Below are 22,960 nucleotides of genomic sequence, written 5' to 3'. Positions count from 1 at the left end.
TTCTGTACCGACAGGCGCCACGATGCGCGCACCGTCCGCGCTACCGGCGCGTAACAAGGTAAAGGGGACCCGATGCTGACGCCCCGCCAGGGACTGCCGGCCCTCCTGACGCTCTGCCTGACCCTCTGCGCCGCCTTCCTCGCGCCCTCACCGGCCCGGGCGGCACCCCGGACGGCCGTCCGCAATCCGGTGGTCTTCGTGCACGGTTACAACGCCGACCCGGGAGTGTGGGGGTCGCTGCGCGAGGACCTGCGCGCCGACGGGTACGCCGACGCGGAGCTCTTCTCCTGGGGCTATGGCACCCACCGGTCGGTGAACGAGGTCCTCGCCGGGCAGCTCGGCGCCTACGTCGACCAGGTCCGCCGGCAGACCGGAGCGGCCAGGGTGGACATCGTCGGGCACTCCTTCGGCTCGCTCGTCAGCCGCTGGTACGTGAAGTACGGCGGAGGTACGGCGGCCGTCGCCCACTGGGTCTCGCTCGCCGGCCCGAACCACGGCACCTCCACCGCCTGGGCCTGCGCCCTGTGGGACCAGGCCTGCCGGGACATGACGCCGGGGTCGTACGTGGTGAGGAACCTGGCGGCCGGGGACGAGACGCCGGGGGCGGTCGCGTACGCGACCTTCTGGTCGGACTGCGACGAGGTGGTCAACCCGGACGACAGCGTCCCGCTGGCCGGGGCCACCAATGTCGCGGTGGGCTGCCTGAAGCACAACGACCTGCTCGGCGACGACGCCACCTCGGCCGGGGTACGGGCCTTCCTCGCGTCCTGAACCACGCGCGCTCCGGAGTCGCGCACTGCCCGGCGGGACCTCGCGCCCTGCACGGCGGAACCCCAGGCCCTGCCCGGCGGGACTCGCGCCGTCCCCGGCGGGACCTCAGGCCGTCCCCGGGCGGACCTCCTGGAGGAGGCCGTACGTGAACTCCGCCACCAGCGGCTCCCCCGACGCGGTGAAGGCCAGCCGCCACCGCGTCGGGGCCGTGCCCTCCATCGGGCGGACCGGAGCGAAGGCCCGCGCCACCTCGTCCACCGTCGCCGACCAGGGCAACAGGTCCCGCGCCGTCTCCAGTACGGGCCCCCGCGCGCCCGGGGCCCGCACCAGCCACTCGTTCCACACCGCCCCGCCGGGACCGGCCAGCACCTCGAAACGCAGGTCGGGCCAGAGCGGCACCGGCCACAGCAGCGCCTCGCACTCCAGGTCGCCGATCCGCCGGTGCGCGGTGGACTCCGGCGGTCCGAGCACCGAGCGGTAGCGGGCCAGGGCCCCGCGCGCCCGGGGCGAGCGGACCATGGCCTGCCAGCGCTTGTTCGCCTGACGCTGCTCGGCGGGCGAGGCGCCCAGGCGCAGCCGCGCCTGCTCGGCGAGGCCGGGCTGGAAGTCCGCCATCCTTCGCAGCAGGACCAGTTGGAAGGCGGCCGGGCCGAAGGCCCCCGGGGCGGCGGCCGGGTGCGGGTCCGGCGGGGTCGCGGTCATGGAACACACGATTCCACACAGGATCCTTACGTTCCCGGGATCCCGCTGTTGCCACCCACGGCGTAGCCTGCGGGCCCTATGAATTACTGCCCCGCCTGCCAGAGGTACCTCAACGGCGCGCTCGCGTGCGCCGGGTGCGGGACCCCGGCCGAGTACCTCATACCCGCCCCGCCGGTCTCCGGCGCGGCGCCAGGCCATGAGCAGCACGGCCGTGCGCAGCCGGGGTTCGCGCCGGTGGGGGACCACCACCACACGCAGGAAGCCGGCCACGCCCCGCCGGGACACGGGGGCGGCGGCGAGCCCGGGTACGGGCAGCACGGGGGGTACGGCGACGCCGGGTACGCCGACGCCGGGGATGCCGGGTACGGAGACTCCGGGTACGGCGGGTACGGCGACTCCGGGTACGGCGGGAATGCCGATCCCGGGTACGGCGGCGATGCCGGCTCCGGGTACGGCGGGAATGCCGATCCCGGGTACGGCGGCGATGCCGGCTCCGGGCCCGGCGGGCCCGCCTACCCGGCCTATCCCGCCTACCCGGGGCACCAGGACGCCGCCGAGCCCGCCGACCTCGACGCCGGGTCGCTCGTGGTGCTGTCCGGGCCGGTGGACGGCCGGGCCCGGACGCGCGGCCGGGGCGCGGCCCGCGGTGGCCGCCGGACCCTGATCAGCGTCGGGCTCGGGCTGCTGCTGGCCACCGGCGGTTCGGTGGCCCTGGCCCGGATGGCGAGCGACGACGAGGGGGGCGGGCGGGCCAGCAAGGTGGAGCTGACCGACGAGGTCGGCCCCGAGACGCCGGAGCCGGCACCGGACGCGCCGCGTGGCGGGGCCCACTCCGGCGCGACGGGCACCGGCAAGGGCGCCGGGGGTGCGAAGGCCACCGCGAGCGCCACGAAGTCGGCCGGGCCGAGCGGGTCCCCGAGCGGGTCCGCGCAGCCGGGCGCCGGGGCGAGCGCCTCCGCCTCCGGGGGGCCGGGGCCGACGCCCAGCGGCTCCGCGCCCGGGCCATCCGTACAGCCGACCAGGCCGGGGCAGCCCGCGCCCAGCACCTCCGGCACGGCGCAGCCGCCCCCGCCCGCCCCGGTGCCCACCCCCACCCCCACGCCCACCCAGACGAAGAAGCCCAAGGGCGACTGCTGGTTCCTCTTCTGCTTCTGAGGGCGGGGGGCTCAGCCCAGCATCCGCCTGAGCAGGTCCCGCAGCATGCCCCGCTCGGCGTCGGACAGCCCCGCCAGCGGTTCGCGGGCGAAGTCGAGCGACTCGCGCAGCCGGTCCGCGGTCAGCAGCCCCTCCTCGGTGGGGGCGGCCAGCTTCACCCGGCGGTCCGCCGGGTCCGGCCGGCGCTCGACCAGGCCGCGGGACTCCAGCCGGTCCACGATGCCGGTGATGTTCGAGGGCTCGCACTTGAGCTTCTGCGCGATCCGGCGCATGGGCATCGGTTCCAGGGACAGCAGGTTCAGCACGCGGGCCTGGGCGCCGGTGAGCTGGTGGCCGGCGGCCGCGTGCTCGTACTCCTGGTGGTAGCGGGCCACGACGTCGCCGATGAGTTCGACGACCTCAAGGGTCAGTGGGTCTGTGCGACGACTGGGCATGGATCCAGAGTACCCATTTACTTGACAACATGAAATATCCAGGAGCATGGTTGTTTCAGGTAGTGAAGCATTTTGCCGCCGGGTTCCGTTTTCCCTCATGCATCAGGAGCACCCCATGTCCCAGATCCCCGCCGTGAGCCGCGAGTGGCACCTCGTCCGCCGCCCGCAGGGCTGGCCCGTCGCAGAAGACTTCGCCCTGCGCGAGGTACCGGTGAACGCCGAGCCCGCCCCGGGCCGGATCCTGGTGCGCAACCTCCACATGTCCGTCGACCCCTACATGCGCGGCCGGATGAACGACGTGAAGTCCTACGTCCCGCCGTTCCAGCTGGACAAGCCGATGGACGGCGGCGCGGTCGGCGAGGTCGTCGCCTCCGCCGCCGAGGGCATCGCGGTCGGCGACCACGTGCTGCACGGCCTCGGCTGGCGCGAGTACGCCGAGCTGGACGCCAAGCACGCCACCAAGGTCGACGCCTCCCTCGCCCCGCTCTCGGCCTACCTGGGCGTGCTCGGCATGCCGGGCCTGACCGCCTACGCCGGTCTCTTCGAGGTCGCCTCCTTCAAGGAGGGCGACGCCGTGTTCGTCTCCGGCGCCGCGGGTGCGGTCGGCAGCCTCGTCGGCCAGTTCGCCAAGATCAAGGGCGCGTCCCGGGTGATCGGCTCGGCCGGCTCGGACGAGAAGGTGACGCTCCTCACGGAGAAGTACGGCTTCGACGCCGCCTTCAACTACAAGAACGCCCCGGTGGCCGAGCAGCTCAAGGACGCCGCGCCCGAGGGGATCGACGTCTACTTCGACAACGTCGGCGGCGACCACCTGGAAGCCGCGATCTCCTCCCTCAAGGTGCACGGCCGCGCCACCCTGTGTGGTGCGATCGCCCAGTACAACGACACCGAGCCGGCGCCCGGCCCGCGCAACCTCGTGCAGGTCATCGGCAAGCGGCTGCGCCTCCAGGGCGTCCTCGTCGGCGACCACGCCGGGATCCAGCAGCAGTTCGTCCAGGACGTGGCCGGCTGGCTGCGCTCGGGCGAGCTGCGCTATGACGAGACGGTCCACGAGGGCGTGGAGAACGCCGCCGAAGCCTTCCTCGGGATGCTGCGCGGCGAGAACACCGGAAAGATGATCGTTTCCTTCACCCGTTAGGCTCACTCCACACCGTCGTGATCGTGGGCGCGAGTCACGGCGATTCATATGGAGGATCCACTTTCATGTCCATCACGCAGTCCGACGTCGCGTACACCGCCGTGGCCACCGCCGAGAACGGCCGTGACGGTCGCGTCGCCACCCACGACGGCAAGCTCGACGTCGTCGTGAACCCGCCGAAGGAGCTCGGCGGCAGCGGCGAGGGCACCAACCCGGAGCAGCTGTTCGCCGCCGGCTACAGCGCCTGCTTCCAGGGCGCCCTCGCGGTCGTCGCCAGGAACGAGAACGCCGACGTCTCCGGCTCCACCGTCACCGCCGAGGTGGGCATCGGCAAGAACGACGACGGTTTCGGCCTGATCGTCAAGATCTCCGCCGTGATCCCGAACGTGGACGCCGCCACCGCCAAGGACCTCGTCGAGAAGGCCCACCAGGTCTGCCCGTACTCCAAGGCGACCCGCGGCAACATCACGGTCGAGCTGGCCGTCTGACCGACGGGCTGTCCGGCCGTCCGGTTGTCTCGCCGTTCGGCCGTCCGGTCCGCACCACGGTGCCGAAGCGAAGGCCGCACTCCCCCGGGGGTGCGGCCTTCGCCCGTAAACTGGGCCGCATGGGTGATCTTGTGGGGGGCTTCCGGTACCTGCTCGCCGGACAGCGGTGGGTCTTCGCCAACGGCCGCTGGCTGGGCTTCGGTCTGCTGCCGGGGCTGGTCTCGCTGGTGCTGTACGCCGGCGCGCTGGTCGGGCTCGGGTTCGGCGCCGACGACCTGACGGCCTGGGCCACCCCCTTCGCCGACGACTGGTCCTCCCCGTGGCTCGGGCTGTTCCGCGGCTTCCTGACGGCCCTGGTGTTCGCCCTCGGGCTCTTCCTGGCCGTGATCACCTTCACCGCCGTGACCCTGCTGATCGGCCAGCCGTTCTACGAGTCCCTCTCCGAGCAGGTCGATCGGACCGAGGGCGGCGAGGTGCCGGAGTCCGGGCGGGGGCTGTGGCAGGACCTGTGGATCTCCGGCCGGGACAGCGTGCGGCTGCTGTTGCGGGTGGCGCTCTACGGGGTCCTGCTATTCGCTCTCGGGTTCGTGCCGGTGGTCGGGCAGACCGTGGTCCCGGCGATCGGGTTCTGCGTGTCCGGCTACTTCCTCACCCAGGAGCTGACCTCCGTCGCCCTCCAGCGGCGCCGGGTGGACCTGGGCGGCCAGTTGGCGCTGCTGCGGGGGAGGCGGGCGCTGGCGCTCGGGTTCGGGGTGCCGCTGGTGCTGGCGTTCCTGGTGCCGCTGGTGGCGGTGTTCCTGATGCCGGGCGCGGTGGCGGGGGCGACGCTGATGGCCCGGCACCTGGCGGGCGCCGACGCCGGGTCGGAGGACGCCGAGTCCGAGGACTCCGGGGACTCCGGGGACTCCGGGGCGGAGGACGCCGGCGCCGCTCCCGCAGGGCGGTTCGGCCCGCCGCCGTCCTGGTAGGGGCGGGCGCGCTACGGCAGCTCAGACCTCGATCACGGCGGTCACCACGGACGGCGTACGGTCGTCCGCCTCGGCCACGAGGCTGCCGTCCGGCGCCCACACGGCGGCGCCGCCGCAGCCGGTCCACGGGCCCGCCGGCCCGACGTGGTTGGCCAGTGCCACGTACAGGCCGTGTGCCCCGGCGATGCCCGGGTGGATGGTGGTCCGCTCCCGGACGCCGTCGCCCGTCCCGTACAGCGAACTCGCCAGGTGCACCCGGCAGCCGTCCGCCGCGGCCCGGGCGGCCAGGTCCGGGAAGTGGTTGTCGTAGCAGACGCCGAGGCTGAAGCGGATCCCGCCGAGGGTGAAGCGGCCGTCGGTGGTCCCCGGTGCGAAGACGCCCCGCTCGTGGCGGTAGAGGTGCTGCTTCGCGTACGTCGTCACGTGCGCGCCGTCCGCGTCGTGGACCAGGGTGGCGAGGGCGGGCAGCGGCCCCGCGGTGCGCAGGGCGACGTTCACGGCGGTGGCGATCCCGGCGGAGCGCAGGGGGTCCAGCCGGGGGTCGTCGGCGTCCGCCAGCCACAGGCCCGGGTCGGCGGCCAGGGCGTCCAGTTCGTAGCCGGTCAGGGTGAGTTCGGGGAACACCACGAGCCCGGCGCCCTGCTCCCGCGCGGCGGCGGCCAGTTCGGCGGCCGCGGCGACGTTGGCCGTGACGTCGGCGGGTACACAGGTCAACTGGGCTGCGGCGATCTTCACGCCCCCAGCATGCCAGCCCCCGCCGAGGCCCCCGACCTGCGAAGCGGCCCCCCGGCGGCCTCCGCCCCCCGGTGCGTACGGTTCCCGCCCGGGGGCGGGGCGGATCCGTGCGTGCCCGGCCCGGTGGACCCCCCCCGCTTGCCGCGGCGCGGGGCGGGCGGCTGCCGCCCGGGCCCGGCGCCCGGGCCGGGGGCTAAGGGGTCGGCTGGGGGCCCCGGAGCAGGGTGACGAAGGAGCGGAACGCGGCGGGCATGTCCACCGACTGCGGGGCGAGGAGCCACTGGTACTGGAGGCCGTCCATCACCGCCGTCAGCAGCGGGGCCGCCTCCTCGGGGGTGAGACCGGAGGGCAGGCGGTCGCCGAACTCCGCGCGCAGCACCGCGGCCATCTCGGCGCGGACCTGCGCGTAGCGGTCGGTGAAGAACTCCCGGGCCGGGTGGCCGTCCGTGACGCTCTCGCCCAGCAGCGCCGAAAACGTCTGCACGATGCCGGGGCGCATCGCGTTGTAGTCGACGAGGGAGGCCAGCAGGTCGAGCCGCCAGGTGTCCGCCGAGGCGCGCGAGCCGCCGCCGGTGTCCCAGCGGTCGCGCTCCTCCAGCACCGCGACCAGCAATGCCTCCTTGGTGGGGAAGTAGTGCAGCAGCCCCTGCTGGGTCAGGCCGACACGCTCGGCGACCGCGCCCAGGGACGCGCCCCGGTAGCCGCGCTCGGCGATCACCTCGACCGCGGCGCGCACGATCTCGCCGCGCCGCTCCTCGCTCCTCGTCCTGGCCATCGCCCCGGCACCCCTTCCCGTCCGCACCCTGCCCCCGCCAGCAGGACCGTACGGCATGTAGATATCACAAGAACATAACAGCACCTACCGCTCTACAGGGAACGGGTCCACCATGGGCGCACCGCACCGCACCGCACCGCACCGCACCGCACCGCACCCACCGACGAGGAGGCACGGCCGTGACCGATGCCGATCAGGCCCGCGAAGACGCCGTAGAGGCCGCGCTCGACAAGCTGGATCTCGATACCAAGACCCGTCTCCTGGCCGGCCAGGACATGTGGTCGCTGCCCGCCGTCCCCGAGATCGGGCTGGCCTCCCTGGTCATGTCCGACGGCCCCATCGGCGTGCGCGGCGTGCGCTGGACCGCCGACGACCCGTCCATCGCCCTGCCCTCGCCGACCGCGCTCGCCGCCTCCTGGGACCCCGCGCTCGCCCGCCGGGCCGGCCGGCTCCTCGCCCAGGAAGCGCGCCGCAAGGGCGTCCACGTACTCCTCGCCCCCACGGTCAATCTGCACCGGTCCCCGCTGGGCGGGCGGCACTTCGAGTGCTACTCCGAGGACCCGTACCTCACCGGCGCCATCGGCACCGGCTACGTCAGCGGCGTACAGGACGGCGGAGTCGCCACCACCGTCAAGCACTTCGTCGGCAACGACGCGGAGACCGACCGCTTCACCGTCGACAACGTCATCGCGCAGCGCACCCTGCGCGAGCTGTACCTCGCGCCCTTCGAGGCCATCGTCAAGAACGCCCGCCCCTGGGGCATCATGACCGCGTACAACCAGGTCAACGGCACGTCGATGACCGAGAACCGGCACCTCGTCAACGACGTGCTGCGCGCCGAGTGGGGATTCGACGGGTACAACGTCTCGGACTGGATGGCCGCCCGCTCCACCGCCGGCGCCCTGCTCGGCGGTCTCGACGTGGCCATGCCCGGCCCCCGCACCGTCTACGGCAGCGCCCTCGCCGAAGCCGTCCGCGCCGGCGAGGTCCCCCGGGAGGCGGTGGACGGCGCCGTGCGCAACGTCCTGCGCCTCGCCGCCCGCGTCGGCGCCCTGGACGGCGCGCCCGCCGCCGTCGCCGAGCCCCCGGCGGCGATCGACGGCGAGGCGCTGGCCCGGGAGATCGCGGCCCGGGGCTTCGTGCTCGTCCGCAACGAGCCCCTGTCCGGCGGGCGGCGCGCCCTGCCGCTCGACACCTCGCCCGGCCGCACGGTGGCCCTGATCGGCGCCGCCGCCCGCGACGCCCGCGTCCTCGGCGGCGGCTCCGCGACGGTCTTCCCCGAGCGGGTCGTCTCCCCGCTCGACGGTCTGGGGGCCGCGCTCCCCGCCGGGTCGCTGACGTTCGGCGTCGGCGCCGACCCCAGTGAGGAACTCGTCCCCGCCGACCAGGGCTTCGAGCTCCGCGCGATCTGCCGCGACGCCTCCGGCGCCGTCCTCGGCGAAGGCAGCCTGCCGTCCGGCCAGGTCCAGTGGATCGGCGAGGACCTGCCCGCCGGCGTCACGTACGAGACGATGGCCAGCATCGAGGTCACCGGCACGTTCGTGCCGCGCGAGAGCGGTGAGCACGCCTTCGGCACCCGGGGGCTCGGCGTCTTCTCCCTCGCCGTGGACGGGCGCACGCTCTGGGAGGGCGTCCAGCGGATGAGCGAGGAGGCCGACCCGTTCGAGGCCTTCTTCGGTGCCCCCAGCGAACGCGCCCGAACCACCTTGACCGAGGGGCGGCCCGTCGGGGTGTCCCTGACCTTCCAGGTCCCCGACGTGAGCGCCCTGCCGCTCAAGGCGATCATGTTCTCGCTGCTCCACCTGGGGCCCCGGCGGGACGCGGACGAGCTGATCGCGGAGGCCGTGGAAGCCGCCCGGGCCGCCGACACCGCCGTGGTCGTCGTCGCCACCACCGAGCGCGTCGAGTCCGAGGGCTTCGACCGCAAGGACCTGAGGCTGCCCGGCCGCCAGGACGACCTGGTGCGGGCCGTCGCCGCCGTGAACCCGAACACCGTGGTCGTCGTCAACGCCGGATCCCCCGTGGAGCTGCCCTGGCGCGAGGACGTGGCCGCCGTGCTGCTGACCTGGTTCCCCGGCCAGGAGGGCGGCGCCGCGCTGGCCGACGTGCTGCTCGGGGCGACCGAACCGGGCGGCCGGCTGCCCACCACCTGGCCCGCCGCGCTCGCCGACGCGCCCGTCACCGAGGTCGTCCCCGCCGAGGGGCGGCTGGAGTACCGCGAGGGGCTCCTCATCGGGCACCGGGCGTACGAGGCGCAGGGGGTGGTGCCCGCCTACCCGTTCGGCCACGGCCTCGGCTACACCGAATGGGTGTACGAGGCGCTGGAGGTCACCGGTTCGGTGGCACGGGTACGGCTCACCAACACGGGCGCCCGGCCGGGCCGGGAGGTCGTCCAGGTCTACCTGGCGCCGCTCGCCGACGACGCGGAGCGCCCGGCGAGCTGGCTGGCGGGCTTCGCCCCGGTGGCGGCGGGCCCCGGCGAGAGCGTCGAGGCGGAGATCACCCTGCCGGACCGGGCCTTCGAGGTCTGGGACGAGACGGCCGGCTCCTGGCGCCGGATCGGCGGCGGCTACGAGGTCCGGGCGAGCCACGCGCACGGCGACACGCGGTTGACGGCCACCCTGTACGTGTAATGGCCGGAAATCACCCATGAACCGGACCGGTGGGGGCCCCTGACAGCCCCCACCGGTCCTCCCGGCGCGTCCTGGACGGGGCTCAGCGCGGCGGCTCGGGCGCCGTCACCTGCCGGTGCGCGAGTTCCGCGAGCCGCGCCTGACCGGCCTTGCCCGGGTGGAACCAGTCCCAGCGGCTCAACTGCTCGGTCCCGAAGGGGTACTGGAACACGGCCCCGCCGTCGTAGCGGCACAGCGGGTCCTTCGAGCAGACGCTGCGCAGCACCTCGTTGTACTCGACCACGCGCGCCCGGACCCGTTCCCGCCGGGCCGTCGCCTCCTGGGTGGACGACAGCGGCTCGGCCAGCATCGACTGGCAGATGCCGAGCTTCCAGACCTGCCGCACCATCGGGGCGTCCTTGCCCTGCTCCCACAGCCGCTGCAGGTCCGGTACGGAGGACACGTACACCTGGGTCGAGGGGGAGGCGGCCCGCAGGCCCGCGAGGGCCTTCTCGAAGCCGGCCTTGAAGGCGGCGACCGAGGTCATCGAGGAAGTCGTGGGCCGGCAGGCGTCGTTCGAGCCGACCATCACCGTGACCAGGTCGGGCTTGTGCCCGGCCGCCGAGGTCAGCTGGCCCGCCAGGTCCGCCATCCGGGACCCGGTCACCGCGTAGTTCCAGCTGTTCGCGGGCGCGTCGGCCTGCCCGAGCAGCCGGGTGGCGAGGGAGTCGACCTCGGGGTCGTCCCCGGTCGCCCAGGAGACCTCCGGGCAGTCCGCCAGTACCGAACACGCGTCGAACCCACGGGTGATGGAGTCACCCACGGCGGCGATGGACTTCGGGGCGGTGTTCCAGCGCGGTCCGGCCTGCGCGCCCCGGCCGCCCTCGCTGCCCGGCCCGTCGCCGTCGCAGGCCGTCGCACCCCCTGCCAGCAGGGCGGCCGTCGCGACCGCCGCCGCGAGGGTCCGGCGGGTGCGTCGGCGCGGAGCGGTGGTGCCCATCGGGGTGGTCCCTCCCTCGTCGCCCCCGTCGTCCGGGGGCGTCCTGCTGAGTGAATGCTCGGTGTCCGCGGGGTTCTGAGCGACCGTACGTCACACCAGGACCCCTGGCGCACGGTAGCTTTTTCCCGTGGCGTTTCGGCCGCAGGTCCCGCGACGCAATGTCAGATCATTTCCGTTACATTACATCTCGTCACATACTGTCCGTTTTCTGGAGTTTATTCCCGACCTCGTCCCACACTGGAGGTCCCGGTGACGACACGTGGAGTTCTGTACGTGCATTCCGCGCCGCGCGCGCTCTGCCCGCACGTGGAATGGGCTGTTGCGGGCGTTCTCGGGGTGCGGGTGAACCTCGACTGGATCAGGCAGCCCGCCTCCCCCGGCACCTGGAGATCCGAGTTCTCCTGGCAGGCCGAGGCGGGCACCGCCTCGAAACTCGCCTCCGCGCTGCGCGGCTGGCACATGCTCCGCTTCGAAGTGACGGCCGAGCCCTGCCCGACGGCCGAGGGGGAGCGCTACAGCTCGACCCCCGAGCTCGGCATCTTCCACGCCGTCACCGGCCTGCACGGCGACATCCTGATCCCCGAGGACCGGCTGCGCGCCGCCCTCGCCCGCGCCGCGCGCGGCGAGAGCCATCTGGAGACGGAGATCTCCACGCTGCTCGGCAAGCCCTGGGACGACGAGCTGGAGCCCTTCCGCCACGCGGGCGAGGGCGCCCCGGTCCGCTGGCTCCACCAGGTGGTCTGAGCCGCTCCCCGGTATGCGCAAGGCCCCGCCCGGCAGTGCCGGGCGGGGCCTTCGACGTCTCGAACGGGCCGTCAGACCGTGCGGAACGCCAGCGTCACGTTGTGGCCACCGAAACCGAACGAGTTGTTGATCGCCGAGATCGGACCGTCGACGGGCAGCTTGCGCGGCTCACCGCGGACGATGTCCGCGTCGATGTCGTCGTCCAGCTCGTCGACGTTGATCGTCGGCGGGGCGATCCGGTGGTAGAGGGCCAGCACGGTCGCGACGGTCTCGATACCGCCGGCGCCGCCCAGCAGGTGACCGGTCATCGACTTGGTCGCGGAGATCGCGATGTGGTCGAGGTCGTCGCCCAGTACCTTGCGCAGGGCCTTCAGCTCGGCCGTGTCACCCTGCGGGGTGGACGTGGCGTGCGCGTTCAGGTGCACCAGTTCGGACGGGTCCAGCTCCGTGTTGTCGAGCAGGTTCTGCACGGCGGCCGCGACCCCGCGGCCCGTCGGCTCCGGCTGCGCGATGTGGTGGCTGTCCGCGGACAGGCCCTGGCCCAGCACCTCGCAGTAGACCCGGGCGCCGCGCGCGGCGGCGTGCTCGGCGGACTCCAGCACCACGACACCGGCGCCCTCGCCGAGGACGAAGCCGTCGCGGGCCTTGTCGTACGGACGCGAGGCCTGCTCGGGGTTCTCGTTGTTCTTGGACATCGCCATCATGTTGGCGAACGCGGCGATCGGCAGCGGGTGGATCGCCGCCTCGGTGCCACCGGCGACGACCACGTCGGCGCGGCCGGTGCGGATCATCTCGACGGCGTAGCCGATGGCCTCGGCACCCGACGCACACGCGCTGACCGGGGTGTGCACACCGGCGCGGGCGTTGACCTCAAGGCCCACGTTGGCCGACGGGCCGTTCGGCATGAGCATGGGGACGGTGTGCGGGGAGACCCGGCGCACGCCCTTTTCCTTCAGCACGTCGTACTGGTCGAGCAGGGTGGTGACGCCGCCGATACCGGAGGCGATCACGGTGCCCAGGCGCTCGGGGACGACGGACGCGTCCTCCCCGGCCGGGGCGGTGTAGCCCGCGTCGGCCCAGGCCTCGCGGGCCGCGATCAGCGCGAACTGCGCCGAACGGTCGAGCTTGCGGGCCAGCGGCTTGGGCAGGACTTCGCCCGGGTCCACGGCGGCCTGCGCGGCGATGCGGACCGGGAGTTCGGCGAAACGGTCGCCCTCCAGGGGCTTGACGCCGGAACGGCCGGCAAGCAGACCTTCCCAGGTCGAAGCGCTGTCGCCACCCAGCGGAGTGGTTGCGCCGATACCGGTGACGACCACGGTGCGATTGGTCGGGCTCACAGGAATTCTTTCTCCACGTCTCAGGGGGTGCTGAATTGTCACGGCGCCACCGCGGGGTGGCGACAAACGCTCGGCAGGCTCTTAGGCCTGGTTCTTCAGGATGTACTCGGCGGCGTCGCCGACCGTCTTGAGGTTCTTGACGTCCTCGTCCGGGATCTTGACGTCGAAGCGCTCTTCGGCGGCGACGACGACCTCGACCATGGACAGGGAGTCGACATCCAGGTCGTCGGTGAAGGACTTGTCGACCTGGACGTCCTCGGTCGGGATACCGGCGATCTCGTTGACGATCTCGGCGAGACCCTCGACGATCTCTTCCTGGGTGGCGGCCATGAGGCGCTCCTTCTCTAGCTAATTGAATGATCAGGGAGGGAAAAACGATCCCGGCCCTAGGGGAGGGTAACGACCGTCGCGGCGTAGACGAGCCCCGCCCCGAAGCCGATGACGAGCGCGGTGTCGCCGCTCTTCGCCGCTCCGGTCGCCAGGAGCCGCTCCATAGCGAGCGGAATCGAGGCGGCCGACGTATTGCCGGTGGTTTCCACGTCACGGGCGACCGTGACGTGGTCCGGCAGCTTGAGAGTCTTCACCATCGAGTCGATGATCCGCATATTGGCCTGGTGCGGAATGAAGACGTCCAGGTCATCCGCGGTGATCCCGGCCGCGTCGAGCGCCTGCTGGGCCACCTTGGCCATCTCGAAGACGGCCCAGCGGAAGACCGCCTGGCCCTCCTGGGTGATGGCCGGGAACTTCTCGCCGCCGCCCTTGCCGAGGTACTCGTCCCACGGCACGGTCTGCTTGATCGTCTCGGACTTGTCGCCCTCCGAACCCCACACCGTGGGGCCGATGGCCGGCTCGTCCGAAGGGCCGACGACCACGGCGCCGGCGCCGTCACCGAACAGGAAGGCCGTCGCCCGGTCCTCCAGGTCGGTCAGGTCCGACAGCCGCTCGACCCCGATGACGAGGACGTACTGCGCCGACCCCTCGACCACCATGCCCTTGGCCAGCGTCAGGCCGTAACCGAACCCGGCGCAGCCCGCGGAGATGTCGAACGCGGCCGGCTTGACCGCCCCGACCAGGTGCGCGATCTCCGTCGCGACGGCCGGCGTCTGCTTGAAGTGCGAGACCGTGGAGACGATCACGGCGCCGATCTGCTCGGGCGAGACACCGGCGTCGGCCAGCGCCTTGCCCGAGGCCTCCACCGACATCGCGGCGACGGTCTCCTCGGGCGAGGCCCAGTGCCGGGTCGCGATGCCCGAGCGCGAGCGGATCCACTCGTCGGACGAGTCGATCGTCTCCAGGATGACCTCGTTGGGCACCACCCGGGTCGGGCGGTAACCGCCGACACCGAGGATGCGGGCGTACGGGGAGCCCTTGGCAGGCTTGATCTTCGACATGCTGAGGGGGCTCCTTCTCTCAGGCCGCGTGCTCGGCGAGGAGCTCCGCGGCCTTCTGGAGATCGTCCGGGGTCTTGAGGGCGACGCTCGGAACGCCCTTGAGCGCGCGCTTGGCCAGACCCGTCAGGGTCCCGCCGGGGCACAGCTCGATGATCCCGGTGACGCCCAGCTCGGCGAACGTCTCCATGCACAGGTCCCAGCGGACCGGATGGGCGACCTGGCCGACCAGGCGGGCGACGACATCGGCGCCCGAGGTGACGACCCCGCCGTCCTTGTTCGACACGTACGTCAGCGCCGGGTCCGCCGGGGCGAGGGCCTTGGCGGCCTCCTCCAGGGTGGCGACCGCCGGGGCCATGTGATGCGTGTGGAAGGCGCCCGCGACCTTGAGGGCGACGACCTTCATGGAGCCTTCGGGCTTCTCGGCCTCCAGAGCGGCGATCTGCTCCAGGGTGCCGGCCGCCACGATCTGGCCCGCGCCGTTGATGTTGGCCGGGGCGAGCCCCAGCTTCTCCAGATGCGCCACGACCACGTCGCGGTCACCGCCCAGCACCGCGGCCATGCCCGTCGGGGTGACGGCCGCGGCCTCGGCCATGGCCAGGCCCCGGGTCCGTACGAACGACAGCGCGTCGGCCTCGCTCAGCACACCGGCGTACGCGGCGGCGGTGATCTCACCGACGCTGTGACCGGCGACGGCGCCGAAAGCGGAGGGGGAACCCAGCGCCGAAGCGGACAGCAGACCCGCCGCGACCAGCAGCGGCTGGGCCACGGCCGTGTCGCGGATCTCGTCCGCGTCGGCCTTCGTGCCGTAGTGGGCGAGGTCGAGCCCGAGGGCGTCGGACCACCCCGCGACGCGCTCGGCGGCGCCGGGGAGTTCGAGCCAGGGAGTCAGGAAGCCGGGCGTCTGAGCGCCTTGGCCTGGAGCGACGAGTACGAGCACCCTCACACTCTCTCTTGTATCCGGCCCGCCCCGCCCGTGGGGACAGGGACGAAGAACCGTCGGGGTAATTGTTGATGTCCGACAAAAGTCTAGGACTGGGGATCGCCGTCGGCCAGACGCCCCAGGATCAGGGCGATCCGGAGCGTGAACGCGGAGCGGACATCGGAGGGTGACCAGCCGGTGACGTCGGTCACACGTCGGAGCCGGTAGCGCACCGTGTTGGGGTGCACGAACAGCATCCGCGCCGCCCCCTCCAGGCTGCTCGCCTGCTCCAGGTAGACACTCAGCGTCTCCAGCAGCGCCGAGCCCGCCTCCTCCAGCGGTCTGTAGATCTCCTCCACCAGCTGCTCGCGCGCCGAGGGATCCGCCGCGATCGCGCGCTCGGGAAGCAGATCGTCCGCCAGCACCGGACGCGGCGCGTCCTGCCAGGCCGTGCACGCCTTGAGCCCGGCCGCCGCGGCCTGCGCGGACTTCGTCGCGTTCAGCAGGTCCGGGACCACCGGACCGGCCACCACCGGACCGGCCGCGAACGGGCCGATCAGCGACTTCGCCACCTGCAACGGGTTGTCGCTGCCGCCCGCGACGACCACGAGCCGGTCGCCCAGCACCCCGGTCAGCACCTGGAGCTTGTGGTGGCGGGCCGCACGCCGGATCGCCTCGACCGTCAGCTCGCTGTCCCCGTCCGGGGCGGTACCCAGGACGACGCACACGTGCTCCGGCGAATTCCAGCCCAGCGCCGCCGCCCGCGACAGCGCGCCCTCGTCCGCCTCGCCCGACAGCACCGCGTTGACGACCAGGGACTCCAGGCGGGCGTCCCACGCGCCGCGCGCCTCGGCCGCCTGGGCGTACACCTGGGCGGTCGCGAAGGCGATCTCCCGCGCGTACACGAGCAGCGCCTCGCGCAGGACGGACTCGTCGCCCGGGGCCGCCACCTCGTCGATCGCGGTCTCCATGACCTCGATCGTCGTACGGACCATCTCCACCGTCTGGCGCAGGGTGATCGCCCGGGTCAGCTCGCGCGGGGCCGTCCCGAACACGTCCGTGGAGATCGCCTGGGGGGTCTCCGGGTGCCGGAACCACTCCGTGAACGCGGCGATACCGGCCTGGGCGACCAGGCCGATCCACGACCGGTTCTCCGGCGGCATCGCCCGGTACCACGGCAGGGTCTCGTCCATGCGCGCGATCGCGTTCGCGGCGAGCCGGCCGGCGGACTTCTCCAGCCGGCGCAGCGTCGCCGAATGCGGGTGGGCGGGATGCGCGGCGTGCGCGGGACGCGCCGGGCCGGTCTCGGGGGAATGCTCACGTTCGGGTTGGGGCACGGGACAAGACTGCCTTATCGGTGACCGGGCGCGGAGCCGGGTCACCGGGCACCCGCCCCGCCGGGCCGCCGCACCCGCCCCGGAAGGACGCGCACCGGGGTCTACGGTGGCCACCATGATTGACGTACGCCGCGCCGCAGACCGGTACGAGGGCGGGGACCCGGCCGCCGGGATCACCACTCGGCACGCCTTCTCCTTCGGGTCCTTCTACGACCCGGACAACATCCGCTTCGGGCCCCTGCTGGCCTGCAACGAGGAGAGCCTCCAGCCCGGCTCCGGCTTCGACGAGCACCCCCACAGCCAGACCGAGATCGTCACCTGGGTGGTGGAGGGCGAGCTCACGCACAAGGACAGCACCACCGGCCACACCGGCACGGTCGGCCCCGGCGACGTGCAGCACTTCGGCGCCGGTTCGGGCGCACGGCACATCGAGCGCAACGACGGCCCCGTCCCGCTGCGCTTCGTCCAGACCTGGCTCGCCCCGCTCACGGCGGGCGGCGAGCCCTCGTACCGGCTCGTCCGGGGCCTCGCGGACGGCGAAGCCTGCGAGATCCCCGCCGCCGGCGCCGTCCTGCGCGTGCGGCGGCCCGGCGCGGGCGAGCGGATCACCGTACCGGCGGCGCCCCGGGTCTACCTGCACGTCGTACGGGGCGACCTGCGCCTGGACGGCGAGGAACTCGGCCCCGGCGACTCGGCGCGCATCACCGGCGAGCCGGAGCTGCGGATCGTCGCCGGCTCCCCGGGCGAGCTGCTGATCTGGGAACTGCCCTGAGCCGTCCCTGCCCTCAGCGCCCGCGCAGTTCCGCGAGGACCGCGTCGGTGAACGGGGTCCAGGCCTCCACGGCCCACGGGCCGAAGGCGCGGTCGGTCAGCGCCACGCACGCGGCGCGGGCGTCCGGGTCCACCCACAGGAAGGTGCCGGACTGCCCGAAGTGCCCGAAGGTGCGCGGCGAGGAGGTGCTGCCCGTCCAGTGCGGGGACTTGCCGTCGCGGATCTCCACGCCCAGCCCCCAGTCGTTGGGGGACTGGTGCCCGTAGCCCGGCAGGACGCCCTTGAGGCCCGGGTGCACGACCGAGGTGGCCTCGGCGACGGTCCGGACGTCCAGCAGCCGCGGCGCCTGGAGCTCCGCGGCGAACCGCACCAGGTCGGAGACGGTCGAGACGCCGTCCTTGGCGGGGGAACCGTCCAGGGAGCTCGACGCCATGCCCAGCGGCTCGAATACGGCCTGGTGCAGGTACTCGGCGAAGGGGATCCCGGTGGCCTTGGCGATGTGGTCGCCGAGCACCTCGAAACCCGCGTTGGAGTACAGCCGGCGCTGTCCGGGCCGGCCCATCACCCGGTGCTCGTCGAAGGCGAGACCGCTGGTGTGGGCGAGCAGGTGACGGACCGTCGAACCCTCCGGTCCGGCCGGCTCGTCCAGTTCGACCGCGCCTTCCTCGTACGCGACGAGGGCGGCGTAGGCGGTGAGCGGCTTGGTGACCGAGGCCAGGGGGAAACGGTGGTCCACGGGTCCGTGGGAGCCGGCGACGCTCCCGTCGGCGCGCACGACGGCCGCCGCGGCCGTCGGCACCGGCCAGCTCTCGATGGTCCGCAGGGTCTGCAAGGTCTCCGGGCTCTCCATGTGCCCGAGCCTACTTGCTTGGAGTGCACTCCAAGGTTTTAGCGTGGTCGCCATGAGCCTGACGCAGACGCGGTACACGATCAGCGAAGTCGAGGCCCTGACCGGTCTGACCCAGCACACCTTGCGCTGGTACGAACGGATCGGCCTGATGCCGCACGTGGACCGCTCCCATTCGGGGCAGCGGCGGTTCAGCGACAAGGACCTCGACTGGCTGGCCTTCGTGGGCAAGCTGCGCACCACCGGGATGTCGGTGGCGGACATGGTGCGGTACGCGGAGCTCGTCCGGGAGGGGGAGCACACCGTCGAACAGCGGCGGGAGCTGCTGGAGCGGACGCGCCGCGAGGTACGGGCGCGGATCTCGGAGCTGACGGACGCGCTCGCCGTACTGGATTACAAGATCGAACACTACGCGGGGAAGGCTGTACGTCGATGACGCAGAGCACGACGAGGATCACGCAGGTCGAACTCGGCAAGGGCGGCCCCCTGGTCGGTGTCCAGGGCCTCGGCTGCATGGGCATGAGCGAGTTCTACGGGGACACCGACGAGGCGGCGGCCCGCCAGACCCTGGACGCGGCGCTGGCCGCCGGGGTCACCCTCTTCGACACCGCGGACGTGTACGGGCGCGGGGCGAACGAGGAGTTCCTCGCGCCGTTCGTGGCCGCGCACCGGGACGAGATCACCCTCGCGACGAAGTTCGCCATAGAGCGCACCGACGACCCGCACTACCGCGGGGTCCGCAACGACCCCGCCTACGTCCGGCAGGCCGTCGAGGGCAGCCTGCGGCGGCTCGGCACCGACGTGATCGACCTGTACTACATGCACCGGCGCGACCCGGCCGTGCCGTTCGCCGAGTCGGTGGGAGCGATGGCCGAACTCGTGCGGGAGGGCAAGGTGCGCCACCTCGGGCTGAGCGAGGTCACCGGCGCCGAGCTGCGCGAGGCGCACGCGGTGCACCCGATCGCGGCGCTCCAGTCGGAGTGGTCGCTGTTCAGCCGGGACGTGGAGCGCAGCGCGGTGGGCACGGCGGCGGAGCTGGGGGTGGCGTTCGTGCCGTACTCCCCGCTGGGACGCGGCTTCCTGACGGGCGCGTTCGCGGACGCGGCGGCGGAGCTGTCCGAGGGGGACTTCCGCCGGTTCCAGCCGCGGTTCTCGGGCGACAACGCGAAGGCGAACGCGGAACTGCTGGCCCCGGTGCGTCAGATCGCGGCCGCGCACGGGGCGACGCCGGCGCAGATCGCGCTGGCGTGGGTGCAGCAGCGGGCGCAGGTGCACGGGCTGACGGTGGTGCCGATCCCGGGGACCCGCAAGCCCGGGCGCCTCGCGGAGAACGCGGCGGCGACGCGGATCACCCTGACGCAGGCGGAGCTCGCCCTGCTGGAGCCGATCGCCGCGCAGGTCAGCGGCGAGCGCTACCCGGACATGTCCTCCACCTCGGCGGCGCGCGAGGAGTAGTCCCCTCCGGGCCCGGGCGTTCCGGCCTCGCCGGGGCGCGGGGTTCGGTGCGGGCGGAGCCGGGGCGCGGGGTTCGGGGCGGGCGGAGCCGGGGCCCGGGGTTCGGGGCGGGCGGAGCCGGGGCGCGGGGTTCGGGGTTCGGTGCGGGCGGAGCCGGGGCGCGGGGGTCGGGGCGGGCGGAGCCCGGGAGTCCGGCGCTGCCGGGGCCGCCCGCTTCTGCGGGGCGGCGCCGCCGGCGGCTCAGCCCAGCCGGTCCCGCAGGGCCGAGTACTCGGCGTCCGTGAGCAGCCCCGCACCGTGCAGCTCGCGCAGGTGGTGCAGGCGGTCCCCGCCGGAACCCTTCGGCGTGGCCGTCGCCACCGTCAACCGCCGCCCCCGCACCGCCGCCAGGACGGCCGCCGCGAACGGCAGTGATTCGTGCACCGCCCCGTACCCCACCCCGAACACGGCCGCCGCCAGGTCGTGGTCGGGCCGGGTGTCACCGCCGGCGGCGTCCCGCAGCCGCAGCCGCAGATGCCCCTCCGGTCCCTCCGGCGAGTGCCACGCCACCCCGGTCACCGCGGCCAGCGGATACCGCTGGTCGCCCGCCTTCCACTTCGTGCTGCTCGCCCCGGTGCGCGACCAGTGGAAGGTGACGGCCGTCCCGTCGAAGCCGACGCGCGCGTCGTACGCCTTGAGGGGCGCCGTGACCTCGGGGACGCCGACCAGGAAGCGTTCCGCCGCCGTCGCCGGCCCGAGCCGGCCCCGGACCTCGTCCGCCAGTGCGGCCGCCCGCGCGCCCGCCTCGGCCGGCAGCACCAGGCGGTACGGGTCGCAGTTCTCCTTGAGCTGCCCGGCGGCCGCCTCCATCAGGGGATCCGCCCCGGCCCGCGGCACGGCGCGCAGCACCAGCGTGTCCCGTTTGCCCCCGGTCAGGGTCACCTCGGACAGCGCCTCCAGCGGGATCCGGCGCTCCCGGAGGGCGTGCCAGAGCCGTGGCGTCCGCAGCCCCCGCGCGAAACGAATGATCACCGAGTCGGAGTCGAACTCCCAGACAGCATGGTTTCCGGCCAGTACGTCCCCCATACGGCTCATGGTAAAGGGACGTGCCCCCGCTCGTCCCCTTCACCGCAGAGACGGTTCTTCGGCCCTCGCAGGTCCCCTGAGAGCCCGTCAGTCCCCGGAAACCCCATGTCGGCAGGCGTCGTCCCCGGTCACGCACACAACGGAACGGAAGGCGCCGGTTCCGATCTTCGCGAAGTTGTCCAGCGAAGCGGTCCCTGGCTCGAAATAGCCGGTGTGGTTGCGGGCCCCCGCCGAGGACAGCAGGCGCGCGCCGAAGTCCGGCGACACCGGGTCCGCCCCGTGACCCAGGCCGCCCAGTTCCAGGTGCGGCACATCGGCGATCCAGTCGCCGGAGTCCCGCATCGCCCACACCCGGGCCGGCGTGTGCAGCTCGGCGGCGTTCGACACGCGCATCCCGGGGCTGCCCGCCACCACCACGTCGGTCACCCGCGGCGGCAGCTCGTGGGCCGCGACCCCGCAGACCACCGACCCGTAGCTGTGGCAGAACAACGCGACGCTGGACTGCCCCGGCAGGGCGGTGGTCAGCGCCCGCAGCCGTACGGAGCCCTCGACCGCGAGCTTGCCCGTGGCGGCGTCCATGCCGACCCCGGTCGGCGCCGTGTAACCGGCCCAGGCGATGACCGCGGTCCTGCTGTCCGGGGCGCTCGCGCGTTCGGCCTCGTAGAGGGAGTGCGCCATGCCGGCGGGCGCGGTCAGGCTGCGCTGCGTGCGCTCGAAGGTGAGCAGGTCGGTGTCGACGCCGGGCACGACCACCGAGACCCGGCGGGCCCGGTCGAGGTCGCCGAAGACCTCCGCGACGAGCCCGTCGCCGGTGGGATCGAACAGCAGGATCTGGCGTCCCGGCTCGGCGAGCGATTCCAGGCGGTGGGCGCGCCGCAGCGCGGTGGCGCGGTCGGCCGGGGTCAGGGCGACGTCCCGGCTGCGCACCTCCTCCACGCGCCGGGCCTGGTCCAGGGAGCGGAGGTTGGCCCGGTACCGCGTGGTGGCCGGCACCCCGTCGAGGTTGCCGACGACGAGCGGGTAGCCGTCCGCGAGGCGGGCCCGCTGGGCTCCGTCGAGCCCGGCGAAGAAGCGCGAGACCGCGGCCGCGGGGGCGTCGGCGGCGGGCAGGGCCCGGCCGTCGATACGGGCGAGCGCCCAGGCGGAGAGGGCGGCGGCCCGCGGTGAGATGCCCGCCTCGGGCCGGTGCACGGAGGTCCAGCCGGTGATCACCAGCATGACGAGGACGACCGCGAGCGCGAGCAGGGTGCGCAGAGCGGCGGGGGGCGCTGTGGCGCCGGCGGTGTGGTGGACGGAGCCGGGCAGTTTCACTACAACCAGCCTAGGAGACCGCTGGAGGACCTGGCACGCCGGGTGACGGGTCTCACCGCCGACCGTGTCACAGGCAGTCACCCCGTCACGGCCGGCCGCGGCCCGGCCGGCCGCGGCGGACCGGGTAAGGCTCCGTCGCCCCTGCCGGCCACGGCCGGGACGGGCATCGCCGCCCGCGCAGGCCTGCCCTCAGCGCCAGTCCGCGGCCAGCGCCGGGCCGATCTGGTCGAGGTAGGCCTCGGTCATCCGCCGGATCGCCGCCACGCTGGTGTCCTGGCCCTGCCCCCACAGCCGTCCGGTGACCCGCATGACGCCGGAGAAGGCGGCCACCGCCACCCGCGGCCGCGGATCGGCGTCCACGTCCAGGCCCTCGCGGTCGGCGACGAGCCGGGCGATGCGCTCCTCCAGCTCGGTGGAGCGCCGCAGGTGCACGGCGAGCAGCGCCGGGGTCGACTCGATGAGCTGGTAGCCGCGCATGTAGAGGTCCACAGGCACCACGTCGGAGATCGCCTCGTCGACGGTGTCCCAGGCGACGAGCACCGCGTTGCGCATCGCCGTCAGTGGCCCCTCGGAGGCCGGCCGCGCCCGCAGCGCCGCCACGAAGTGCGACTCGACCAGGTCCTGTACGGCGAAGGCGACCTCTTCCTTGTTGGCGAAGTAGCGGAAGAAGGTGCGCTGGGAGACCTGCACGACGTCGGTGATCTCGTCGACCGTCGTCTGGTCGTAGCCCTGCGAAAGGAACAGCAGGAGGGCCGCGCGCAGCAGCGCGTCCCTGGTGCGCCGCTTCTTGCGTTCGCGCAGTCCGCCCGCCGGGACGGCCGGCGCGGGCCGGTGTTCGGTCATCACCGCGGGGTCCCCTTCCCGTGCTGCTGCCGGTCCGTGGAGCGGGCCGTGCCGATGGTCTGTTCTGACGCTGAGTGAGCGGTCAGGGTACCTGTGACCCAGCTGACAGCGACTGCCCCGTTAAGCCGTTTGTGAAGTGTCAGTCGCTGTCACTAGCCTGT

24 protein-coding genes are annotated in these 22,960 nt (G+C 73.3%); 10 read left to right on the top strand and 14 right to left on the bottom strand.

The window, feature by feature from the left end:
• The first annotated feature begins 72 nt into the window (after positions 1-72).
• Positions 73-771 carry an esterase/lipase family protein gene (locus tag ACIA6C_RS02790; protein WP_399272430.1) on the top strand — a complete coding sequence of 233 codons (699 nt, stop codon included), beginning with the start codon at positions 73-75 and terminating at the stop codon, positions 769-771.
• A gap of 105 nt (positions 772-876) precedes the next feature.
• Here ACIA6C_RS02790 and ACIA6C_RS02785 read toward each other — a convergent pair whose 3' ends face one another.
• Positions 877-1,473: a hypothetical protein gene (locus ACIA6C_RS02785; protein ID WP_399272428.1), complete on the bottom strand. Its 597-nt coding sequence runs from the start codon at positions 1,471-1,473 to the stop codon at positions 877-879.
• A gap of 78 nt (positions 1,474-1,551) precedes the next feature.
• Between ACIA6C_RS02785 and ACIA6C_RS02780 the strand changes: the two genes are divergently transcribed.
• Positions 1,552-2,628 (top strand): hypothetical protein, encoded by a 1,077-nt coding sequence (locus tag ACIA6C_RS02780; RefSeq protein WP_399272426.1) that lies wholly within the window; start codon positions 1,552-1,554, stop codon positions 2,626-2,628.
• 11 nt (positions 2,629-2,639) lie between these two features.
• Here ACIA6C_RS02780 and ACIA6C_RS02775 read toward each other — a convergent pair whose 3' ends face one another.
• Entirely contained in the window at positions 2,640-3,062 is a 423-nt protein-coding gene (locus tag ACIA6C_RS02775) for a MarR family transcriptional regulator (RefSeq protein WP_361136527.1), read from the bottom strand.
• 115 nt (positions 3,063-3,177) lie between these two features.
• Here ACIA6C_RS02775 and ACIA6C_RS02770 point away from each other — a divergent pair, with 115 nt between their 5' ends.
• From ACIA6C_RS02770 to ACIA6C_RS02760, 3 genes are all read left to right on the top strand, one after another.
• Entirely contained in the window at positions 3,178-4,200 is a 1,023-nt protein-coding gene (locus ACIA6C_RS02770; protein WP_361136525.1) for an NADP-dependent oxidoreductase, read from the top strand.
• Positions 4,201-4,265: 65 nt separating this feature from the next.
• Entirely contained in the window at positions 4,266-4,688 is a 423-nt protein-coding gene (locus tag ACIA6C_RS02765; RefSeq protein WP_361136523.1) for an organic hydroperoxide resistance protein, read from the top strand.
• Positions 4,689-4,807: 119 nt separating this feature from the next.
• Positions 4,808-5,656, top strand: a complete 849-nt coding sequence (locus ACIA6C_RS02760) for an EI24 domain-containing protein (RefSeq protein ID WP_399272423.1) — start codon at positions 4,808-4,810, stop codon at positions 5,654-5,656.
• Between the two features lie 21 nt (positions 5,657-5,677).
• On the opposite strand, the gene ACIA6C_RS02755 is transcribed toward ACIA6C_RS02760, so the two are convergent.
• Both ACIA6C_RS02755 and ACIA6C_RS02750 read right to left on the bottom strand, forming a co-directional pair.
• Positions 5,678-6,391, bottom strand: a complete 714-nt coding sequence (locus ACIA6C_RS02755) for a carbon-nitrogen hydrolase family protein (protein ID WP_399272421.1) — start codon at positions 6,389-6,391, stop codon at positions 5,678-5,680.
• Between the two features lie 193 nt (positions 6,392-6,584).
• Positions 6,585-7,166: a TetR/AcrR family transcriptional regulator gene (locus ACIA6C_RS02750; RefSeq protein ID WP_361136517.1), complete on the bottom strand. Its 582-nt coding sequence runs from the start codon at positions 7,164-7,166 to the stop codon at positions 6,585-6,587.
• 179 nt (positions 7,167-7,345) lie between these two features.
• Here ACIA6C_RS02750 and ACIA6C_RS02745 point away from each other — a divergent pair, with 179 nt between their 5' ends.
• Entirely contained in the window at positions 7,346-9,799 is a 2,454-nt protein-coding gene (locus tag ACIA6C_RS02745; RefSeq protein ID WP_399272418.1) for a beta-glucosidase, read from the top strand.
• Positions 9,800-9,881: 82 nt separating this feature from the next.
• Here the strand turns inward: ACIA6C_RS02745 and ACIA6C_RS02740 are convergent, their stop codons facing one another.
• Positions 9,882-10,778, bottom strand: a complete 897-nt coding sequence (locus ACIA6C_RS02740) for an SGNH/GDSL hydrolase family protein (protein ID WP_361136513.1) — start codon at positions 10,776-10,778, stop codon at positions 9,882-9,884.
• Positions 10,779-11,027: 249 nt separating this feature from the next.
• Here ACIA6C_RS02740 and ACIA6C_RS02735 point away from each other — a divergent pair, with 249 nt between their 5' ends.
• Positions 11,028-11,522: a DUF3145 domain-containing protein gene (locus ACIA6C_RS02735; RefSeq protein ID WP_366080025.1), complete on the top strand. Its 495-nt coding sequence runs from the start codon at positions 11,028-11,030 to the stop codon at positions 11,520-11,522.
• Between the two features lie 71 nt (positions 11,523-11,593).
• On the opposite strand, the gene fabF is transcribed toward ACIA6C_RS02735, so the two are convergent.
• The 5 genes from fabF to ACIA6C_RS02710 form a co-directional block, all read right to left on the bottom strand.
• Entirely contained in the window at positions 11,594-12,859 is a 1,266-nt protein-coding gene (gene fabF / locus ACIA6C_RS02730) for a beta-ketoacyl-ACP synthase II (RefSeq protein WP_399272416.1), read from the bottom strand.
• Positions 12,860-12,940: 81 nt separating this feature from the next.
• Positions 12,941-13,189: an acyl carrier protein gene (locus tag ACIA6C_RS02725; RefSeq protein WP_329194975.1), complete on the bottom strand. Its 249-nt coding sequence runs from the start codon at positions 13,187-13,189 to the stop codon at positions 12,941-12,943.
• 56 nt (positions 13,190-13,245) lie between these two features.
• Entirely contained in the window at positions 13,246-14,250 is a 1,005-nt protein-coding gene (locus ACIA6C_RS02720; RefSeq protein WP_361136506.1) for a ketoacyl-ACP synthase III, read from the bottom strand.
• A 19-nt stretch (positions 14,251-14,269) separates the two neighbouring features.
• The gene (locus tag ACIA6C_RS02715) at positions 14,270-15,187 is read right to left on the bottom strand and encodes an ACP S-malonyltransferase (protein ID WP_399272413.1); all 918 of its coding nucleotides are present in this window, start codon (positions 15,185-15,187) and stop codon (positions 14,270-14,272) included.
• A gap of 89 nt (positions 15,188-15,276) precedes the next feature.
• Positions 15,277-16,506, bottom strand: a complete 1,230-nt coding sequence (locus ACIA6C_RS02710; protein ID WP_361136502.1) for a helix-turn-helix domain-containing protein — start codon at positions 16,504-16,506, stop codon at positions 15,277-15,279.
• 115 nt (positions 16,507-16,621) lie between these two features.
• On the opposite strand from ACIA6C_RS02710, the gene ACIA6C_RS02705 reads away from it, so the two are divergent.
• On the top strand, positions 16,622-17,278 hold the full coding sequence (locus ACIA6C_RS02705) for a pirin family protein (protein WP_399272411.1): 657 nt from the start codon (positions 16,622-16,624) through the stop codon (positions 17,276-17,278).
• A 13-nt stretch (positions 17,279-17,291) separates the two neighbouring features.
• Here ACIA6C_RS02705 and ACIA6C_RS02700 read toward each other — a convergent pair whose 3' ends face one another.
• Entirely contained in the window at positions 17,292-18,110 is an 819-nt protein-coding gene (locus tag ACIA6C_RS02700) for a serine hydrolase domain-containing protein (RefSeq protein WP_399274444.1), read from the bottom strand.
• Between the two features lie 70 nt (positions 18,111-18,180).
• Here ACIA6C_RS02700 and ACIA6C_RS02695 point away from each other — a divergent pair, with 70 nt between their 5' ends.
• Positions 18,181-18,561, top strand: a complete 381-nt coding sequence (locus ACIA6C_RS02695) for a MerR family transcriptional regulator (RefSeq protein WP_361136498.1) — start codon at positions 18,181-18,183, stop codon at positions 18,559-18,561.
• On the top strand, positions 18,558-19,580 hold the full coding sequence (locus ACIA6C_RS02690) for an aldo/keto reductase (RefSeq protein WP_399272409.1): 1,023 nt from the start codon (positions 18,558-18,560) through the stop codon (positions 19,578-19,580). The genes ACIA6C_RS02695 and ACIA6C_RS02690 overlap by 4 nt, the downstream gene beginning before the upstream one ends.
• Before the next feature lie 240 nt (positions 19,581-19,820).
• On the opposite strand, the gene ACIA6C_RS02685 is transcribed toward ACIA6C_RS02690, so the two are convergent.
• The 3 genes from ACIA6C_RS02685 to ACIA6C_RS02675 form a co-directional block, all read right to left on the bottom strand.
• On the bottom strand, positions 19,821-20,645 hold the full coding sequence (locus ACIA6C_RS02685; protein WP_399272407.1) for a DUF4429 domain-containing protein: 825 nt from the start codon (positions 20,643-20,645) through the stop codon (positions 19,821-19,823).
• An 87-nt stretch (positions 20,646-20,732) separates the two neighbouring features.
• Complete coding sequence (locus tag ACIA6C_RS02680; protein WP_399274442.1) at positions 20,733-21,863, bottom strand: alpha/beta hydrolase; 1,131 nt, start codon at positions 21,861-21,863, stop codon at positions 20,733-20,735.
• 282 nt (positions 21,864-22,145) lie between these two features.
• Positions 22,146-22,799 carry a TetR family transcriptional regulator gene (locus ACIA6C_RS02675; protein WP_366080019.1) on the bottom strand — a complete coding sequence of 218 codons (654 nt, stop codon included), beginning with the start codon at positions 22,797-22,799 and terminating at the stop codon, positions 22,146-22,148.
• Between the last annotated feature and the right edge of the window lie 161 nt (positions 22,800-22,960).

It is taken from the genome of Streptomyces sp. NPDC051578 (assembly GCF_044454045.1).
Lineage (GTDB): Bacteria > Actinomycetota > Actinomycetes > Streptomycetales > Streptomycetaceae > Streptomyces.
This window is presented reverse-complemented; position numbering and strand designations above follow the sequence as displayed.

Bases quoted from the DNA above. Each gene is read 5' to 3' on its own strand.
- ACIA6C_RS02775 (WP_361136527.1), bottom strand. From the start codon at position 3,062: ATGCCCAGTCGTCGCACAGACCCACTGACCCTTGAGGTCGTCGAACTC.
- ACIA6C_RS02740 (WP_361136513.1), bottom strand. From the start codon at position 10,778: ATGGGCACCACCGCTCCGCGCCGACGCACCCGCCGGACCCTCGCGGCG.
- ACIA6C_RS02750 (WP_361136517.1), bottom strand. From the start codon at position 7,166: ATGGCCAGGACGAGGAGCGAGGAGCGGCGCGGCGAGATCGTGCGCGCC.
- ACIA6C_RS02685 (WP_399272407.1), bottom strand. From the start codon at position 20,645: ATGGGGGACGTACTGGCCGGAAACCATGCTGTCTGGGAGTTCGACTCC.
- ACIA6C_RS02770 (WP_361136525.1), top strand. From the start codon at position 3,178: ATGTCCCAGATCCCCGCCGTGAGCCGCGAGTGGCACCTCGTCCGCCGC.
- ACIA6C_RS02760 (WP_399272423.1), top strand. From the start codon at position 4,808: ATGGGTGATCTTGTGGGGGGCTTCCGGTACCTGCTCGCCGGACAGCGG.
- ACIA6C_RS02705 (WP_399272411.1), top strand. From the start codon at position 16,622: ATGATTGACGTACGCCGCGCCGCAGACCGGTACGAGGGCGGGGACCCG.
- ACIA6C_RS02695 (WP_361136498.1), top strand. From the start codon at position 18,181: ATGAGCCTGACGCAGACGCGGTACACGATCAGCGAAGTCGAGGCCCTG.
- ACIA6C_RS02690 (WP_399272409.1), top strand. From the start codon at position 18,558: ATGACGCAGAGCACGACGAGGATCACGCAGGTCGAACTCGGCAAGGGC.
- ACIA6C_RS02725 (WP_329194975.1), bottom strand. From the start codon at position 13,189: ATGGCCGCCACCCAGGAAGAGATCGTCGAGGGTCTCGCCGAGATCGTC.
- ACIA6C_RS02765 (WP_361136523.1), top strand. From the start codon at position 4,266: ATGTCCATCACGCAGTCCGACGTCGCGTACACCGCCGTGGCCACCGCC.
- ACIA6C_RS02790 (WP_399272430.1), top strand. From the start codon at position 73: ATGCTGACGCCCCGCCAGGGACTGCCGGCCCTCCTGACGCTCTGCCTG.
- ACIA6C_RS02680 (WP_399274442.1), bottom strand. From the start codon at position 21,863: ATGCTGGTGATCACCGGCTGGACCTCCGTGCACCGGCCCGAGGCGGGC.
- ACIA6C_RS02780 (WP_399272426.1), top strand. From the start codon at position 1,552: ATGAATTACTGCCCCGCCTGCCAGAGGTACCTCAACGGCGCGCTCGCG.
- ACIA6C_RS02675 (WP_366080019.1), bottom strand. From the start codon at position 22,799: ATGACCGAACACCGGCCCGCGCCGGCCGTCCCGGCGGGCGGACTGCGC.
- ACIA6C_RS02785 (WP_399272428.1), bottom strand. From the start codon at position 1,473: ATGACCGCGACCCCGCCGGACCCGCACCCGGCCGCCGCCCCGGGGGCC.
- ACIA6C_RS02720 (WP_361136506.1), bottom strand. From the start codon at position 14,250: ATGTCGAAGATCAAGCCTGCCAAGGGCTCCCCGTACGCCCGCATCCTC.